The organism is Legionella norrlandica, assembly GCF_000770585.1.
Taxonomy (GTDB): Bacteria; Pseudomonadota; Gammaproteobacteria; order Legionellales; family Legionellaceae; genus Legionella; species Legionella norrlandica.
The window spans coordinates 1-17,351 of the sequence record NZ_JNCF01000058.1 but is presented as its reverse complement, the minus strand read 5'-3'; the positions used below and the strand labels follow the sequence as shown (position 1 = coordinate 17,351).

Sequence of the window (17,351 nt, the reverse complement as noted above, 5' to 3'; positions counted from 1 at the left end):
CCAAGATAAACAGGGACAGATCCTAGACCACTGGGAAGCCCATTTTGACCTCACGCCATTAAAAAAAGCATTACAGCATTATGAGGAGGAGTATAATAAGAAACCGAATAAGTCTGGGGCTGATTGGGAAATGCTTGATAAAATCTGGATAGAAGAAGTCGGGCGCGCCCAGCGGGAAGTCCCTGCGCATATTGCCCAAGAATACTGTCATCCTGAACGCTCTTTTTATAATGTAGTTAGGAATAACGCTTTGCTAAAGGCATCTAATCCGAATAACCTAAAACGGCAGCTCACATTTTATAACTGGGGAATTTTTGGTAATGATCTGTGGTTTTCTCCCGGTTCTTATTCGGTAGATTCTGGGCTGGGTTTTTCATTTGCAATATCGCGCGGCGGGTGGTTGCAGTTGGCGAAGTCCTGGGGGAGAGAGGCGTATATTGATTTGACAGCACTATCGGCCATTGATGAAGAGAGAACTCGTGACCTCAAGCAGTCGCTAGATAATCTAAGCCAGCCGCTAATCGTCCAGTCGCCTCTGTCACTATAACGCGTTTAGTCAATAACAGCCCTATGGCGATCTCCTCTATGTGGCTGTCATAGCAACTTTGACTTGTCTTGCGGATTTGTACAAGACTAGCTTAAGTATGCGAACATCGGGACTGTGATGTTCAGGTATCACTGTTCCGTGATAGGCTATCCAGCTTGCTGCACACGGCGATCAGATTTTAATCTTAGATTTGCATTTAAGGGCTGTTATATAAAAACAAACCATTTTCATCATTACCATTGCTGATATCGCAAAGCCAGTCAATAATTAAAACACTTGAACCAAGAATAGGATTATAAAAATTGACTCGCAGAGTCGCAGTATTGTCTTCAAAAACATTCAAACGACTGGAAACAGACAAGAATACTCCTGGTGTATGTTCAAATATTTTACTTGAAACCGTAGTCACTACCTCTCTTAATTGATCATTAATCCTAGTTCTAAAATGCAAATATTCCGTAAAATTAAAACGAGTGGAAGCACCGTCTAAATTTTGTGCCAATTGGCCTTGGAGAGCAGGATCTGTGATTTGACATCTATCCAAACGAATAATTGCTTTCACATCATCACCTCCTTCTACTGCTTTAACCAATTGCGCAAAATTGGTCAATAAAGAGGTGACTGCATTGACAGGGTTTACGAATAAGGATAAAAAAAATAACAAGAGAAACGAATTCCATTTCCTCATAACTCCCCCTCTTACTCTTCCTTTGCTTATGAATTAATTTTATATAAAGTGTATTACCAATGCCCATAGTTTGCCAGGAAATTTCTCTATTTTTACTTTGTACGGTACGATTTTTCAAGATTCGCGCCTTTACAAACATAGCGAAGCAATTCAGATCTCTAGATTGATTCGTCGCTGCCCTACTTGCAATGACGATCTTAAAAAAATGTACTGTACAGAGCTATTTTCAATTGAAATCTAAGCAAAAAATGGTTTTACAGGATAAAATTAAAATATAAAATAGATGAAGTTCCTTAGGGCAGGCCTGTGGGACTTAACTCTCCTTTACAAAAGGAAAAGAATGCAAAATCTGGCCCACTATATTGATTACCTTCTCCATATTGATGTTTATTTGAATGCGTTTGTATCAACATACGGCTTTTGGACCTATCTAGCTTTATTTGCTGTGATCTTTTGTGAAACGGGCCTAATTGTTACCCCTTTTTTACCAGGTGATTCCTTGCTATTTGCAGCAGGAAGCATCGCAGCACAACCTGGAAATCCTATTAATATCATCCTGTTATTTATCCTGCTTTTCATTGCTTCCATACTGGGTAATCAAATTAATTTTATTATTGGCAGATTAGCTGGCCCCCGCATCTTTGGCGTCAAACGCTCATGGCTACTTAATCCAAAGCATTTGTACGATACGCATGCTTTTTATGAAAAGCATGGAGGGAAAACAATAGTATTCGCTCGCTTTATTCCTATAGTCCGTACTTTCGCACCATTTATTGCTGGAATTGGCGCTATGCAGTCGTTACATTTCACACTATTCAATTTACTGAGTGCTTTACTTTGGATTGGTAGTCTTCTAGGTCTGGGGTATTTTTTAGGTTCTATTCCATTAATCAAAGAGAATTTCTCATTAGTTATCTACGGGGTCATTGGTATTTCACTCATGCCCCCAGTCATCACATTAATTAGCAGAAAAACAACCTCCCCTGTTAAAAATAAAATCACTGATGACGGTAATCAGTAAATTGTTTCGCTACTTCCCATATTTATTCGCAAATAAGGGAGCATCCAGAAAAGAAGCCAGTATATTTAATGCAGAAGTAAACTGTTTGGAAAGATACTGTAAGTCCTTTTTCTTTTCATGATTTCCTTGTAATTCAAACAATAACATCGTTCTGAAAGAGTGAGGATATGTATTGCCATTTCTGCCATCATTCAGATACTGAACCAAGGTTTCTTTAGCCTCGTTGTAATCTGATATCTTAGAAAAAGCTTCATTAAAATTGTTAGCTCGAATTTGTCCAGTTTTACCATGACGATGAAAGAACGAAAACCAAATTCCTTCACTATAGGTTGTGTATGAAAGAGTAGCATTCGCAACAATTTGTTTTAAATGCTCCAATTTCTTTTGATCTTCAGTAACAATTGATTTCATGGGAGAAATATTGCTATTTTTTACTTTAACCCCTTCTTCTTTTTCTTTTGAATCATGGGAAACCATTTCTTCATCGACTGGCAGATGAGACGGACCATTAGGAGGCGTTGATGGAATTGAGTGAGCAATACCTGGATTATCCAGTATTTTTTCCGCATGAAACAGGCAAATTCCATCTCCAGTAGCTTTAATTGTCTTCGTCATTACTACTCCTCAGTAATTCTGGTCTTTGGGTAAAAGATGCTAGCATATTATACTTTGAGATTGTTATATACTCAATCGAACCCCTTCTCCTCAATCCTATCCCCTACGCGCGCGATGGAGAGGGGAGATAAGTATGGTATACCTGAGAGTTACTATTAACTCAATAAATGAGCGTGTTCTTATTGTTACGCTCCTTTTAAAAAATTAATTATCCATTGCGCGATAATTGTATCATCCCCATGTAATTCAAGAGATTTGATTCCCTTCGCAAACTCAGCTTCACTCACATTGTCTTCACGACTAATCATCAAATCTCGGGAGTAAGATTTAGTAAACTCAGGATGTCCTTGTACACTAAAAAAAGAGCCAATTTGCATCATATAATTTGGACAAAAATCACTGCCAGCTAAAATTTCTGCCCCCTTGGGTAATTCAACAACCTGATCTTGGTGACTAACTAACAAATTAAACTCGTTGAGAGAAGGATTCATCCATTCTTTCAATTGAAAAATTTGATTTTGTGACATACCTACTCCCCACCCTTTAGGAGATTTAACTACTTTTCCACCTAAGGCTTTAGCAATTAATTGATGTCCAAAACAAATACCAATCAATTTCTTTTGAGCAATATGCAAAGTACGAACAAAATCTTCAAGCCGGGTTATCCAAGGAAAATTATCATTGACCCCATGCCTGCTTCCTGAGATCAAATACGCGTCTACATCGTGCATATCTGTTGGCAAGTCCCCATGCTCTACATCAAATACAGTAAATTCGAGCGTTGGATCAACTGGTAGTAAAAGATTTGCAAACATCACAGGATATTGACCATGATTCTCAACAAAAACCTCACTCACTTTATCACAAAGCAAAATACCAAGATTCATTTAACTCACCTGCATTAACTTCAGTTCGATACAAGCCAAACCTGAGGCTTTGGTTGTATCGAGCTGGATTATTTTGAATTAACTAGTTGCTATTTTATATAGTTTCACTCTCGTTCAAATTATTACTCACCGATAGCTTTCCTCAAAATATTTTTATATTGATCCTGAGTAAAAAGAATGGGGTTGGATACTGCTGCAGCATCCTCAGTAGCCATTTTTGCAAGCCTATCTATCTGAGAGTGATCGATACCTAATTGATTTAGGGTATTTTCAATTCCTAATTCCAACCTCATTTGCTCTATCCAATCCCCAAAGCCATCAAATCCATTGGGTATTGATAAATAATTAGCTAAACGCTCAATTTTACTCTCAATTTCGCTGCGATTAGCTGACAAAACATAAGGCATCAAAATAGCATTAAGGCGACCATGATGAACATCATATATAGCACCTAGTGGATGAGCTAAAGCATGCATACCTCCTAAACCACGCTGAAAAGCGGTGGCTCCCATTGCTGAAGCTACTAACATATTTGTTCTGGCTTCCAAATCACTACCGTCCTTATAAGCTTTTATTAAGTTATCTTTGATTAATCTCATTCCTTCTAAAGCAATACTTTCTGCCATAGGATGATAATAAGTAGCACAAAAAGCTTCCAGGCAATGCGAAAGAGCATCCATCCCAGTAGCTGCAGTAAGAGACGCAGGAAGCCCAATTGTTAATTCAGGATCCAAAATGACCATTCGCGGTAACATATTAGGATGGAAAATAATTTTTTTAACTTGTTTTTGGGTATCAGTAATCACCGAAGCACGCCCCACTTCAGAACCAGTTCCTGCTGTGGTTGGAATGGCAATAACGGAAGCCATAGTGGAAACATTCACCCTGGTCCAATTATCGCCTACGTCTTCAAAATCCCATAATGATCGTTCTTGCCCTACCATTAAAGCGATGGCCTTAGCCGCGTCCAAAGCAGATCCACCCCCAAAAGCGATCACCCCGTCATGTTGACCCACTTTGAAAGCATGGACACCATCCATCACATTTTCGCCAGTAGGATTTGTTTTAATTTGACAAAATAAGCCTATTTGCAAACCATCAGATTGGCAGTCCTGTATAATTTGACCAACCATTAAAGATCCTGCCAAGCCAGGATCAGTCACCAGCAAAGGAGCAGTCATCCCTAACTCATGACACACTTCGGCCAATTCATTCACACGCCCAGCCCCAACTCTGATTCGAGTAGGGTAGTTCCAATTGGCAATTAAAGATTGTTTTATCATCAGTGATATCCCTTTAAACTGAAAAGAGTAATTGTAACTTAGTGCAGGGATTTCCTACACTGATTTATATATTCAGCATAGACTGATAGACTGGTATCGAATAACATAGAGAATCGCCCAGCTTTAAAGCCCATTGCTCTTAAATTTTAGTTTTTATATGAAACGATTTGGGACGCGTTAAATAATCATAACCTAAAGCGGACAAACTACAGCCTCTCCCTGATTTTTTTATCCCTGTCCAGGCCAAAGCAGGATCCAGATAATCACAACGATTAATAAAGAAAGTACCCGTTTGCAATTGCTCACCAATGGCGACCCCTTGATCGATGTCCTTAGTAAACACTGTTGCAGTCAAACCATAATCACTATCATTCATCCATTTAATTGCTTCTTCATCATTTTCAACCGGCATAATACCTACGACAGGCCCAAAGGTTTCCTCTGTCATAATTCGCATATGATGGTTAACATTTGTTAATATTTGCGGTGCCATATAAGGAGTTCCTGGCCTGTCCATTTCAAAATCTTGAGTATTAATATGTGCCACTGCTCCTTGAGCTATTGCCTCTTTAACTTGTGTCCTGACAAAATCAGCGGAGTCAGCCCGAACCAAAGGACCTAACGTTGTTTCAGGATCATCAGGTCTGCCTAATTTATATTGTTTAGCTAGGTTAATAGCTTTATTTACAAATTCTTCATAGACGTCTTTATGCACATAAATTCTTTCTATCCCACAGCATGATTGGCCGGAATTAAAAAACGCTCCATCTATAGCCGTTTCCACAGCATAATCCAAGTCAGCATCCGCTCGGACATACGCAGGGTCTTTCCCTCCTAATTCCAAACCAATATTAATAAAACGTCCTGCAGCAGCTCGTTCTACCATTTCTCCACCCAAAACTGAGCCAGTAAAAGCAACCGCATTAATGACTGATGATTGAATGACTCGTTCTGTATCCACATGAGTCAAATGCAGATATTGAAAGACCCCTCCAGGTAGATGAGCTTTTCTGAATGCCTCATCAAAACGCTCAGCCACTAAAGGTGTTTGAGCAGAATGTTTCAAAATCACAACATTACCTGCCATAAGAGCAGGAATAATGGTGTTAACCGCTGTAAGGAAAGGGTAATTCCAGGGAGCAATAACAAAAACAGCTCCCAAAGGCTCACGTTTGATATACCTTACGAATCCTTCTTTTTCAGATAATTCGATAGAAGCCAAAGAAGATTCAGCCTCTGCTATCATATATCTTGCTCTTTCTTCAAATCCGTTAATTTCACCTTGCGCGTAGCGGATAGGTCTACCCATTTGCCAACAAATTTCTTCAGCTATAACTGCTTTATTGTTGACTATCTCGTTAACTGCCGCCAAGCAATACTCCTGGCGTTCAGCTATAGAAGATAAGGACCATAATTTTTTTGCTGCTTGTGCTTTACTTAAAGCATTTGTTATCTCTTCTTGATTCGCGTATTCTCGCTTAACATAAAGAGAATTATCAATAGGAGAATAAGTTTTTAAGGTAGTAATCATTCCCAATCCATAAATTTTTTACACCGCTTCTCTCTTACGAACCCACTCGCCCCCATTAAGAGACTGTCCTCAAGCTACTCATATAAGCTAGGCTAACCTCAACTTACGGCGCTTTACTGTGCGATAGTTTGTCATCGGAAGAAAGATTCAAGGTTAAATAATTTCAAAATACCGATCCAGTTCCCAATCTGTAATATGTTTCCTAAACTCTCGTTCTTCCCACTCTCTTGAAGCTGCAAAATGCTCAACAAAATCTCTGCCAAATAATTCATGAGCAGCCGCAGAATGCCTCAATTTTTGTGCGGAATCCCATAAAGTACATGGTAATGACAATTCAGGACTATGGCTCTGGTCATAAGAATTCCCTTTCACTTCTACCTCGGGTTCCAGCTCATTCTCAATGCCATATAATCCGGATCCTATTGCTGCTGCCAAAGCCAGGTAGGGGTTGGCATCAGCAGAACCCAGGCGATATTCAATACGCTGTGACTTATCATTACCAGGAATAACTCGCAAAGCAGTAGTGCGATTTTCAACCCCCCAAGTAGCCTGTGTTGGTGCCCAATAACCTGGAACTAATCTTGAGTAGCTATTCACGGTTGGCGATAGCATAGCTAACAATTCAGGCATTAGCCTTTGTTGCCCAGCTAAAAAATGCCGCTGAATTTTACTCATATTATATAGTTTGTCCGAGTCATAAAAGGCAGACCTGCCTCCATCCCTCTCTCTCAGAGAAAGATGGATATGCCCGCTTTGACCGGGATAGTTTTCTGACCACTTGGCCATAAATGTTGCCATCTTATTGTTACGCTGGGCAAGAATCTTCATAAAGGTTTTAAATAATGCCGCTTTATCTCCTGCTGCTTCAGCATTATCCACTGCTATTGCTGCTTCTATCACTCCTGGACCTGTTTCAGTATGTAATCCTTCAATCGGAAAATCCATCCTTTCTGCCATATCTAGAATTTGATGGTAAAACTCGGCATGTACTGTATTACGAATAATCGAATAACCAAAATTATCAGGGGTAATAGGCTTCAAATTGCGAAACCCTTTAGCACGAACACTAGCGGGAGTTTCATCAAAAACAAAAAACTCATATTCTAATGCTGCATAAACATCATACCCCATACCAGCAGCTTTATTGATGATTTGACGTAAAATTCCACGGGGGCAAATTGCTTCGGCTGATTGTGAAAATTCGGCCATAAACAACAGCTGATTCTCTTCAAATGCTATCTCTCGACAGGTAGAAGGGAGAATGCGAACTGAGGCATCAGGATAGCCAGTATGCCAACCCGTATATTTTACATTGTCGTAAAGCTTGTCTTTTGAGTCCCACCCTAAGATCACATTACAGAAAGCGAAGCCATGTTCCAATGCTGAAAAAAACTTGGCACGGCTCATATACTTACCAAGCATCACACCATCGATGTCAAAAAGACCAACCTTAACATGAGTCAGTTGCCTTTCTTCTACAATCCGTTTCGCATCCTCTATGGTACGGACCTCTCTAGGATTTAACATGGCATATCCTTATGTCAATCTATCAAGATAAATTTATTAAATGCAATTTGTATTACATTGAGACAATAATCCATTTTGGATCCAGTTTTTTAAATAAGACGCGGCTTTCATCCCTACTTCTTCCTCCGGAATCCATTGGCACAATCCCTCGCAAAGAGCTCCAAAAGACATACCTTGGATCATGGCATCTAAAGCCCAGGCTTCTTCTTCCGATAAACTGTAATATTGGATAATATAATCCTTTCCTCGCCATAATACCCAAGCAGTAGCAATAGGACTATCATTCAATTCTGGAATATCCTGATTATTGGTTAAAGTTTGCCATAATGGAAAAACATTCCAATAAAAATTAAGCCTATGTACTGAAGGATGAAGAACAAACTGCATATTAGGCCAAGATTCAGGAGGAATATATGCCATATCTTCTACTTTAACCACCGAATCATCGGCTGCATCGAAGGCCAAAGTCATTTTCCATTCCAATTCAGCGAGCTCGTACAAATAATAACAGGACTTGCTATAATAATTTTTTATAAATTCAGGTAAGAGATCACCATACCATCGGATTGAACGATAAGACGATGGATAGGCAGCGATATAACCGGTACTTAATTTTTCAAATTCTTCTGTCCCTAAATAAGCATGTAAAGTCGGATAATTTGCAGCCAAACATTCAATCAATCTCAATCGATAACTGTCTTTATAAATGCCCAAACGAGTTTCAGAGGGAACCAACTCCGTTTGGACAATAGATTCTTTAATACTAGATTGCCCTGAGTATATAAATTCCTGAAATTGTTTTTGCAGAGTTAAGAGAGTGCTCATACTGCCACCCTTTCTTTCAATGCTTGCGTAGCAAGATGTCTTGCATGATTCACTTCTGCTAAAAGTTCATCAAACTCTGGCATGTTGTCGTCACGCTCAATCATAGTAGACACTGGGCCGAGCCTTTGTATCGTCTCCTCATAAAGAGTCCAAACTGGCTCAATGATAGGGGCATCATGAGTATCTATGATGTAGTTACCATGATTGGTGTGGCCTGCCAAATGGATTTGCGCAACTCTGCCAGCTGGCATAGAATTGATATAGTCCATTGGATTAAAGTCATGATTAAAGGAACTCACATAAACATTGTTCACATCCAACAATAAATAACAATCAGACTGTTTTACTATCTCCAGAATAAAATCCCATTCCGACATTTCCGATTGTTTATAAGTAAGATAACTCGATACATTTTCAATCAAAAGAGGGCGGTTTAAAAAATCTTGTATCTGATGAATACGGGATACTATATGTTTAATTGCTTCTTCAGTATAGGGAACCGGCAACAAATCATGAATATTTAACCCATGAACACCAGTCCAGCACAAATGATCAGAAATCCAAGCTGGCTCAATGCGATAGGCTAACTCTTTTACTTCTTTTAGGTAATCCCAGTCCAAAGGATCAGTGCTTCCTAACGAAAGAGAAACGCCATGCATCACAACAGGATAATGCTCACGAATTCTTTCCAGGTAATAAAGAGGTTTTCCTCCGGGAATTAAGTAATTTTCAGTTAATATTTCAAACCAATCCAAATCAGGCTTTCTTATTAGGATTTCTTCGTAATAGTTGGGGCGTAACCCCAAACCAAAGCCCAAATAAGGTAATTTTTGAGTGAATTTATTTCGGGAAACTTCCATATTAGACCTAAAAAGTGATAAAAACCAGGCACGCTCAACATGCCTGGTAGATAAAGCGATGTTGATTTCTATTATTCAACAACAGTGCCGCCTTGTTTTTCGCAATCTTCTTTAGACAATTCAACGATACCTTTACCTTTGCAAGAATTTTGGCCTTTGCACGCATTATCAGCTGTTTTACAAGTGCTTTGACCTTTACAAGAGTTAACACCTTTACAGTGAACCGTTGTAGCTGTTGTAGCTGTTGTGGTGTTATCGGCAAAAACAGGAGCCATAGCAAACATGGAAGCAGCTCCAACAGCAAGGGCAGCGCCAGTTAGTTTTAATTTATTCATCACAATTCCTTTTTCAAAGTAAATTAAAATAGTTTAATAAGGCAAACACCTACAATTTGCCTATGACATTTTAGGAACTAATATTCAAAAAAGTCAAGCTGGCCCATGGGGACAATTTTTTTTCAAATCCCTAAGTTAATATCACTGCTCTAGCTTAAATTGATCTTCTCAAGGTAGTTAGGTATCTTGCAGGACCAACCTAATTCCGCTTCAATATGACCTTTTAATCCCAATGCTCCTTGAGGCTCACCATGTGTGATGAAAACCTCTTTTGGGGGGTTTGTAAAATGTTTGAGCCAAGTCAATATTTCCTCATAGTCGGCGTGAGCTGAAGTATTGCTTAACATTTCTATCTGAGCTTTAACTGGGTAATCGCCTCCATGAATTTTAACCGTCGGTTCATGATTTAACATTTTTTCCCCTCTTGTGCCAGCTGCTTGAAATCCAGTTAAAAGAATAGTACTTGCAGGATCGGGAGCATACACTTTTAAATGATGCAAAATTCTGCCCCCCGTCATCATACCACTTGCTGAAATAATGATTTTAGGTTCATGCTCCCAGTCAATAACCATTGATTCATCAGGCGTATGAACATAAGTGGCTACACCACAAACAGCCTGACATTCTTCCTTGCTCAAACGGTGATCGTCGGAATATTTTAATAGCAGCTCTGTCGCGTCAATGGCCATAGGACTATCAAGATAAACGGGGATATCAGGAATTAATTTTTTTTGTTTTAAAACGTAGAGGTAATACAACATGGTTTGCGCCCTACCTACTGCGAATGCAGGGATTAATAAAGTTCCTCCTCGTTTAAAGGTGGTATTCACCACCCTCGCTATAAATTCCAAAGGATCTGTTTTTTCATGCAAACGATTACCATAGGTTGATTCAATAATTAAATAATCAGTAGATTTCATTATTTCAGATGGTTTCATTACTGGGTCTTTTAACCGTCCAATATCTCCGCTAAATAATATTTTCATTTGCTTTGATTGGAACTGAATAAATGATGATCCTAATATATGTCCTGCCCTATGCCAGCTGATCTCGAAATCATCCATTAATAAATATGGGGTATCGTATTCTACTGATTCAAATTGTTTTAAAGAATTGTTAGCGTCCTCCTGGGTATATAAAGGCAAAGCGGGATGATGTTTACTATACCCATATTTATTGGCTCTTTTTGCATCTTCCTCATGTAAAAAACCGCTATCTGGCAGCAAAATAGAACATAAGTCTATTGTCGCTGCTGTTGCATAGATCTTTCCCTTAAAGCCCTGTTTCACCAGCAATGGCAAATACCCACTGTGGTCAATATGAGCATGAGTTAAAACAACAGCATCTATTGAAGCCGGGGATATAGGTAAAGGTGACCAATTCCTCAATCTTAATTCCTTTAACCCTTGAAAAAGTCCACAATCTACCAGAATCTTTTTATTGCTCGACTCCACTAGATATTTAGAACCAGTAACCGTTCCAGTTGCACCTAAAAAGGACAATTTCATAATATTCTCTTACTTGTGTGCCATTCAGTTAATCTAACGAATAATCGGATGTCTTTACAAATTATTTTTAAATAGCTCAACATATACAATCAAAGTATAAGGTATCTTTTATCTAGATAGCTCAAATTATTATCAAAAAATTTACATAATTTCATGTGTAGCCCTTTTAATCCATTAAGAATTATTAATAATAAATTAATTCAAACAAATTGATGTATAATTATACATATAATTCAAATAAGGAGATTGCCATGAGTGGGTGCAAAATTAGCCCTGTCGGATTAGGTCTTTCATTAGGAGTTCTTTGGGGCTTATCTTTATTGATAATGGGAATAATAGCGTATTTCTTTGCCTATGGCAGACCCTTTGTTGAAGCCGTTGCTACTTTATATCTTGGCTATGAACCTTCTATAATAGGCAGTGTAATTGGAGGTATCATTGGTTTTATTGACGGCTTTATATCAGGTTTTCTTATAGCTTGGCTTTATAACTGCTTTAGTTGCTGTTCTTGTTGCGGCAAAAAAGAAAAGAAAGAATGATAATAATGATATAGCCTGTTTCATCAACTTACCTTACTCCTTCACCTAGAGGGGAGATTAAGGGAAAGAAGAATCGATGCAAACAGGCATTTCAGATTATAGAAACATTTATGGACGAACAATGATGTTGTTCTGAACCATCTGAACACCTTGAACATTCCGGGCAATTTGCTCGGCTATGTCACTTTGGCGAATTTTTTTAACATAACCGCTTAATATTACTGTATTTTGATTTGTTTCAACACGAACTTGAGCAATTACCGGATCATTACTTTGTATTAGTGCCTCTTGCACAGACTGCGCCAAAGTCATTCCTGAAGGATACGTTGGACTAAATAGGCCACTGCCAGCCGTAGTATGGGTCTGACAACCCGATACTAAAACAAGAAATACAGAAATAAGGGCACTTAGTAAGTACTTTAGCATCACAATCTCCAAGAAGATAGAGTGGATTTATTGATACAAAATATCAAAAAATCCGATGATAACACAACTCCTCTTTTTTCTATAATAAGGTGATTAGCTCCAGAGCAAAATACATAAACTAACATTTCCAGTTTCTTGAATATTGCTATACTATTTTTTATAAATCAGACACCTACAGGAAGTAAGGTATGAAAGAAACCAATGAAAAGAGTTCTAAGAAAAATCTAATACCTGAATCCACGGAAGAAGGGTATGCCAATCCAATAGAGCTAAAACTTACTCCTGAGCAATCGGATCCTATTTTTAGGTTTATTGATAAATTTTATCAAGCCAATTTAGGAAAACTAACAGCTGGTGTGAGTCCAGCAGCACTTGGTACAGCCTATTATTCATGGTTAGCTCAGCTGCTTCAATCGCCTGGCTCTATGTTAAGATTAGCATGGTATCCACTGCTTCATGCTAATGATTATATTTCTAATCTTTTCAAATATGAAAAACCCAGGGATGGACAAGACGTACGGTTCCATACAGTCAACTGGAGTTATTATCCTTGGCGACTTTGGGCAGAACAATTTCTACAATTTGAAGATTGGTGTTTACAAGCCTCTAGTAAAGTTCCAGGTTTGCCGCTTCATGTAAAAAGAACGGTAACTTTTTCCACAAGACAAATTCTTGATGCGTTGTCCCCATCCAATTTTGTTTTAACCAATCCCGATTTATTCCAAGAAACTATACGCTCTAATGGGCAAAATTTGATTCGTGGAACAGAACTGGCTATTCAGGATTTTATTGAAAAAATAACAGGCTCTCCTCCCGCGGGAGTTGAAAATTTTGTCCCTGGGAAACAAGTGGCTGTAACCAAAGGAAAGGTCATTTTTAAAAATCATTTAATTGAACTGATTCAATACGCCCCGCAAACAGAAAAAGTATACAAAGAGCCTGTTTTAATTTTCCCTGCCTGGATTATGAAATATTATATCTTGGATCTTCTGCCAGAAAACTCTTTAGTTAACTGGCTCACAAAGCAAGGACATACCGTGTTTATCGTATCTTGGCTTAACCCAAGCAAAGAAGATAGAAATCTTGGTTTGGATGATTATTATAGATTAGGTGCTATGGCCGCTATAGATACTGTAAGCGCTACGATCCCGCACACTAAAATTCATTTAATGGGGTATTGTCTTGGCGGTACCCTGGCTATGCTCACTGCCGCCGCAATGGCTCATGATCGCGATCACCGTCTTAAAACCCTATCTTTGCTTGCTGCCCAAGGTGATTTTATCGATGCTGGAGAGTTATTGCTCTTCATTACTAAAAGTGAAGTTTCCTTCCTAAAAAGCATGATGTGGGAACAAGGGTACTTAGATACAAAACAAATGTCTGGAACTTTTCAAATGCTCCGCTCCTATGATTTGATTTGGTCTAAAATGGTTCAAGATTACATGCATGGAACCCAAAGAGGTATGATACCTTTGCTTGCCTGGAATGCGGATGCAACCCGGATGCCCTATAAAATGCATAGCGAGTATCTGGAAAGATTGTTCCTTAATAATGATTTTGCAGAAGGTCGGTTTACCTTGGAGGATAAACCCGTTGTAGGAGAAAATATTCGATTACCCTCTTTTGTTGTAAGTACGGAAAAAGATCACGTAGCCCCCTGGAAATCAGTTTACAAAACCCATTTACTAATTAATTCTGATATCACCTTTGTTTTGACTAATGGAGGACATAACGCTGGAATAGTAAGTGAACCCGGACATGAGGGGCGATATTACCGTATAAGAGAAAGAAAACTGGATTCAACTTATCTTGATCCAACAAACTGGGTAAAAAAGGCAGAATTAAAAAAGGGCTCATGGTGGATTGCATGGCATGACTGGTTAGTAAAACATTCCTCTAAAAGACTAATAGCTCCTCCGTTACTCGATAAAAACTTACCTGATGCTCCTGGAACCTATGTATTACAAAAATAAGGTAATAACTAATGAATCATGAATTTCTTGAAAATGTCACATTTGAAGAACTGACTATAGGCCGTCAGGCCAGTTTAAATCGCACATTAACTCAAGATGATATTAATTTATTTGCTGCTATGTCAGGTGATGTTAACCCCGCCCATGTGGACCCTCAATTTGCCAAGAGTGATGTATTTCATGGGGTTGTTGGGCATGGAATGTGGGCTGGAGCACTGATTTCAACTCTATTGGGTACAACACTCCCTGGACCTGGAACCATTTATCTGGAACAAGACATAAAATTCATAAGCCCTGTTCGCGTCGATGACAATGTCACTATCACTATCGTTGTACGCAACAAACTTCCAAAAAAGCATATTGTTTATTTTGATTGTATAGGTGTGAATCAAAAAGGAGACCCCGTAATCAAAGGCCTTGCAAAAGTCATTGCCCCCATTAAAAAAATGAAGGTACCACGGAAGGCTTTGCCTTTGGTAGAAATTCACCATAACGATCACTTTAATAAAGTGATCGAAGCTTGCCGTGATTTATCGCCCATAAAAACAGCAATTGTCCATCCAGTGACAGTCAATGTACTGGAGGCTATTCGTGATTCAGTGAACGCTGGTTTAATTACTCCAGTTTTAATAGGTCCAATAGAAAAAATCAAATGTGCAGCACAAGAAGCTGAAATTGATTTATCCGATTGGGAAACCATTGATACTGAACACAGCAATGCAGCTGCCTTTAAGGCAGTAGAATTAGCCGCTTTAGGGAAAGTCGATGCCATTATGAAAGGCGCACTCCATACTGACGAACTGATGTCAGCAGTCGTACCCGCCACCTCAGGTTTAAGAACCAAATACCGCATTAGTCATGCTTATGTCATGGACGTACCCACTTATCATAAACCAATAATAATTACAGATGCTGCTATCAATATAGCGCCTAACGCAGCTGATAAAGCAGACATTTGTCAGAATGCAATCAACTTATGGCGTATTTTGTACGGTGAAGACACAAAACCTAAAGTGGCCATCCTCGCAGCAATTGAGATGGTAAATCCTAAAATGCAAGCGACAGTAGATGCTGCCGTTCTGTGTAAAATGGCAGACCGCGGTCAAATTGTTGATGGCATATTGGATGGCCCCTTGGCATTTGACAATGCAATCAATAAACAAGCAACAAAGGAAAAGAACATTATTTCGCCTGTAGCAGGCGATGCTGATATTTTACTAGTACCTGAAATTGAATCAGGAAATATGCTGGCCAAACAGCTCACTTTTCTTGGACATGCTGATGCTGCTGGAATTGTTCTTGGTGCAAGAGTACCTATTATCCTGGCCAGCCGAGCGGATTCATTAAGAACACGTTTATTATCTTGTGCTGTGGCTACTAAAATATCTGCAGCCCGTAAAGCAGGTAAAATCAAATGAAAGAAGCTTTACTCATTATTAATGCAGGTTCTTCCAGTGTTAAATTTCAGGTATTCTCAAACACAGAAAAACTTGAGCTTCTTGCCAATGGTAAGATCGCTAACATAGAAGGAACACCATCCTTTACTGCAATCAATGCCGCCTTGACAGAACAGGAGATATCAAGAACTCTGGGAGAAGAAATTTCCCACGAACAAGCTCTTCAAATTATTCTTGATTGGATTGGTGAACAGCAACAAAATTGGGAAATTAAAGCCGTCGCCCATCGCATTGTTCATGGAGGCGAGCTCTTTACCGAGAGCGTCTTAATTACGCCTCAAATAATAAATCAGCTAGAAACGTTTAACTCTCTAGCCCCCTTACATCAACCTCATAATTTAGCTGCCATAAAAATTATTAGACGAATCAAGCCGAATATTCCTCAAATAGCCTGCTTTGATACTGCTTTTCATGCACAGCATACTCCACTATTCACCACTTGTGCACTGCCAGAATATTTAAGACAACAAGGGGTTCGACGCTATGGGTTTCATGGTCTCTCCTACGAGTGGATATCTCACGTTCTCAAAAAGGACTATCCCCACTTGGCCCGCGGTCGAATTATCGCCGCCCATTTGGGAAATGGAGCCAGTTTATGCGCTATGTATAAAGGCGTCAGCATTGATACCACCATGAGTTTAACGGCACTCGATGGCTTACCAATGGGAACCCGATGTGGAAATCTGGATCCAGGAGCCATCATTTACATGATAAGAGAATTGAATTTTTCACCTCATCAATTGGAAGAAATACTTTACAATGAATCTGGCCTGCTGGGTTTATCTGGATTAACCAATAATGTGGAAGAATTACAAGCCAGCACTGATAAAAAAGCACAATTTGCGCTGGAATATTTTTGCCTTAAAACGGCGCAATTTATCGGGATGATGGCTATTTCTTTAGGTGGAGTCGATGGTATTGTTTTCACAGGTGGAATCGGTGAAAATTCAGAACTAATCAGAACAAATATTTTAAACAGGATACAATGCTTGCCCCCTTTTTCTGCATTGGTTATTCCTACAAACGAAGAAAAAATGATGGCTAGGCATGCCTTAGCAGTTCTGGGGAAGTAAAGTGAATTTAGGCGTCAAGTCTTTTGACATTTCGCTATTGCATTGAAAATGCTTTGATTTTCGAGCACCGAAGTGAGATATACAGGCATAGATGAACAACGGATCGCAAAAAATCAAAACTTTTTGGTCAAGACAATAGAATGTCACAAGACCTACATAATGGGGTATAAAAAATGGATAAAGACTATTATAAAATCATGGGAGTTAGTCCGGATGCTTCCGAGAAAGATATCAAAGCTGCTTACCGAAAAATTAG

At 39.0% G+C, this 17,351-nt stretch carries 17 protein-coding genes and 1 pseudogene; 7 read left to right on the top strand and 11 right to left on the bottom strand.

Going from position 1 to position 17,351, the window contains the following annotated elements; translation table 11 throughout:
• Positions 1-547 (top strand): annotated as a pseudogene (locus OK13_RS14605) (hypothetical protein); the annotation flags it as partial.
• A gap of 196 nt (positions 548-743) precedes the next feature.
• Here OK13_RS14605 and OK13_RS11280 read toward each other — a convergent pair.
• Positions 744-1,235: a hypothetical protein gene (locus OK13_RS11280; protein WP_035890880.1), complete on the bottom strand. Its 492-nt coding sequence runs from the start codon at positions 1,233-1,235 to the stop codon at positions 744-746.
• A 340-nt stretch (positions 1,236-1,575) separates the two neighbouring features.
• Here OK13_RS11280 and OK13_RS11275 point away from each other — a divergent pair, with 340 nt between their 5' ends.
• Entirely contained in the window at positions 1,576-2,256 is a 681-nt protein-coding gene (locus OK13_RS11275) for a DedA family protein (protein ID WP_035890879.1), read from the top strand.
• A gap of 9 nt (positions 2,257-2,265) precedes the next feature.
• Here OK13_RS11275 and OK13_RS11270 read toward each other — a convergent pair whose 3' ends face one another.
• From OK13_RS11270 to OK13_RS11230, 9 genes are all read right to left on the bottom strand, one after another.
• Positions 2,266-2,871 carry a hypothetical protein gene (locus OK13_RS11270; RefSeq protein WP_035890878.1) on the bottom strand — a complete coding sequence of 202 codons (606 nt, stop codon included), beginning with the start codon at positions 2,869-2,871 and terminating at the stop codon, positions 2,266-2,268.
• A 185-nt stretch (positions 2,872-3,056) separates the two neighbouring features.
• The gene (locus tag OK13_RS11265; protein ID WP_035890877.1) at positions 3,057-3,758 is read right to left on the bottom strand and encodes a glutamine amidotransferase-related protein; all 702 of its coding nucleotides are present in this window, start codon (positions 3,756-3,758) and stop codon (positions 3,057-3,059) included.
• A 122-nt stretch (positions 3,759-3,880) separates the two neighbouring features.
• Entirely contained in the window at positions 3,881-5,041 is a 1,161-nt protein-coding gene (locus tag OK13_RS11260; RefSeq protein WP_035890876.1) for an iron-containing alcohol dehydrogenase, read from the bottom strand.
• Between the two features lie 139 nt (positions 5,042-5,180).
• Positions 5,181-6,572: an aldehyde dehydrogenase family protein gene (locus OK13_RS11255; RefSeq protein ID WP_035890875.1), complete on the bottom strand. Its 1,392-nt coding sequence runs from the start codon at positions 6,570-6,572 to the stop codon at positions 5,181-5,183.
• A 153-nt stretch (positions 6,573-6,725) separates the two neighbouring features.
• Positions 6,726-8,099 carry a glutamine synthetase family protein gene (locus OK13_RS11250; RefSeq protein ID WP_035890873.1) on the bottom strand — a complete coding sequence of 458 codons (1,374 nt, stop codon included), beginning with the start codon at positions 8,097-8,099 and terminating at the stop codon, positions 6,726-6,728.
• A 36-nt stretch (positions 8,100-8,135) separates the two neighbouring features.
• On the bottom strand, positions 8,136-8,924 hold the full coding sequence (locus OK13_RS11245; protein WP_035890871.1) for an HvfC/BufC N-terminal domain-containing protein: 789 nt from the start codon (positions 8,922-8,924) through the stop codon (positions 8,136-8,138).
• On the bottom strand, positions 8,921-9,784 hold the full coding sequence (bufB, locus tag OK13_RS11240) for an MNIO family bufferin maturase (RefSeq protein WP_035890869.1): 864 nt from the start codon (positions 9,782-9,784) through the stop codon (positions 8,921-8,923). The genes OK13_RS11245 and bufB overlap by 4 nt, the downstream gene beginning before the upstream one ends.
• 71 nt (positions 9,785-9,855) lie before the next feature.
• Positions 9,856-10,119, bottom strand: a complete 264-nt coding sequence (gene bufA2 / locus OK13_RS11235) for a BufA2 family periplasmic bufferin-type metallophore (RefSeq protein WP_035890867.1) — start codon at positions 10,117-10,119, stop codon at positions 9,856-9,858.
• Between the two features lie 149 nt (positions 10,120-10,268).
• Entirely contained in the window at positions 10,269-11,627 is a 1,359-nt protein-coding gene (locus OK13_RS11230) for an MBL fold metallo-hydrolase RNA specificity domain-containing protein (protein WP_035890865.1), read from the bottom strand.
• Positions 11,628-11,878: 251 nt separating this feature from the next.
• Between OK13_RS11230 and OK13_RS11225 the strand changes: the two genes are divergently transcribed.
• Positions 11,879-12,166 carry a bacteriophage holin gene (locus OK13_RS11225; protein ID WP_035890864.1) on the top strand — a complete coding sequence of 96 codons (288 nt, stop codon included), beginning with the start codon at positions 11,879-11,881 and terminating at the stop codon, positions 12,164-12,166.
• 108 nt (positions 12,167-12,274) lie between these two features.
• Here OK13_RS11225 and OK13_RS11220 read toward each other — a convergent pair whose 3' ends face one another.
• A complete protein-coding gene (locus tag OK13_RS11220) occupies positions 12,275-12,592 on the bottom strand; it encodes a BON domain-containing protein (protein WP_035890863.1) in 318 nt (105 codons plus the stop codon).
• Between the two features lie 188 nt (positions 12,593-12,780).
• Between OK13_RS11220 and OK13_RS11215 the strand changes: the two genes are divergently transcribed.
• The 4 genes from OK13_RS11215 to OK13_RS16080 form a co-directional block, all read left to right on the top strand.
• A complete protein-coding gene (locus OK13_RS11215; RefSeq protein ID WP_035890862.1) occupies positions 12,781-14,565 on the top strand; it encodes a PHA/PHB synthase family protein in 1,785 nt (594 codons plus the stop codon).
• An 11-nt stretch (positions 14,566-14,576) separates the two neighbouring features.
• On the top strand, positions 14,577-15,983 hold the full coding sequence (locus OK13_RS11210; protein ID WP_035890860.1) for a bifunctional enoyl-CoA hydratase/phosphate acetyltransferase: 1,407 nt from the start codon (positions 14,577-14,579) through the stop codon (positions 15,981-15,983).
• Positions 15,980-17,095 carry an acetate/propionate family kinase gene (locus OK13_RS11205; protein WP_035890859.1) on the top strand — a complete coding sequence of 372 codons (1,116 nt, stop codon included), beginning with the start codon at positions 15,980-15,982 and terminating at the stop codon, positions 17,093-17,095. The genes OK13_RS11210 and OK13_RS11205 overlap by 4 nt, the downstream gene beginning before the upstream one ends.
• A gap of 173 nt (positions 17,096-17,268) precedes the next feature.
• Positions 17,269-17,351 (top strand): DnaJ domain-containing protein (locus OK13_RS16080; protein ID WP_152571686.1); only part of this gene is annotated, 83 nt, incomplete at its 3' end.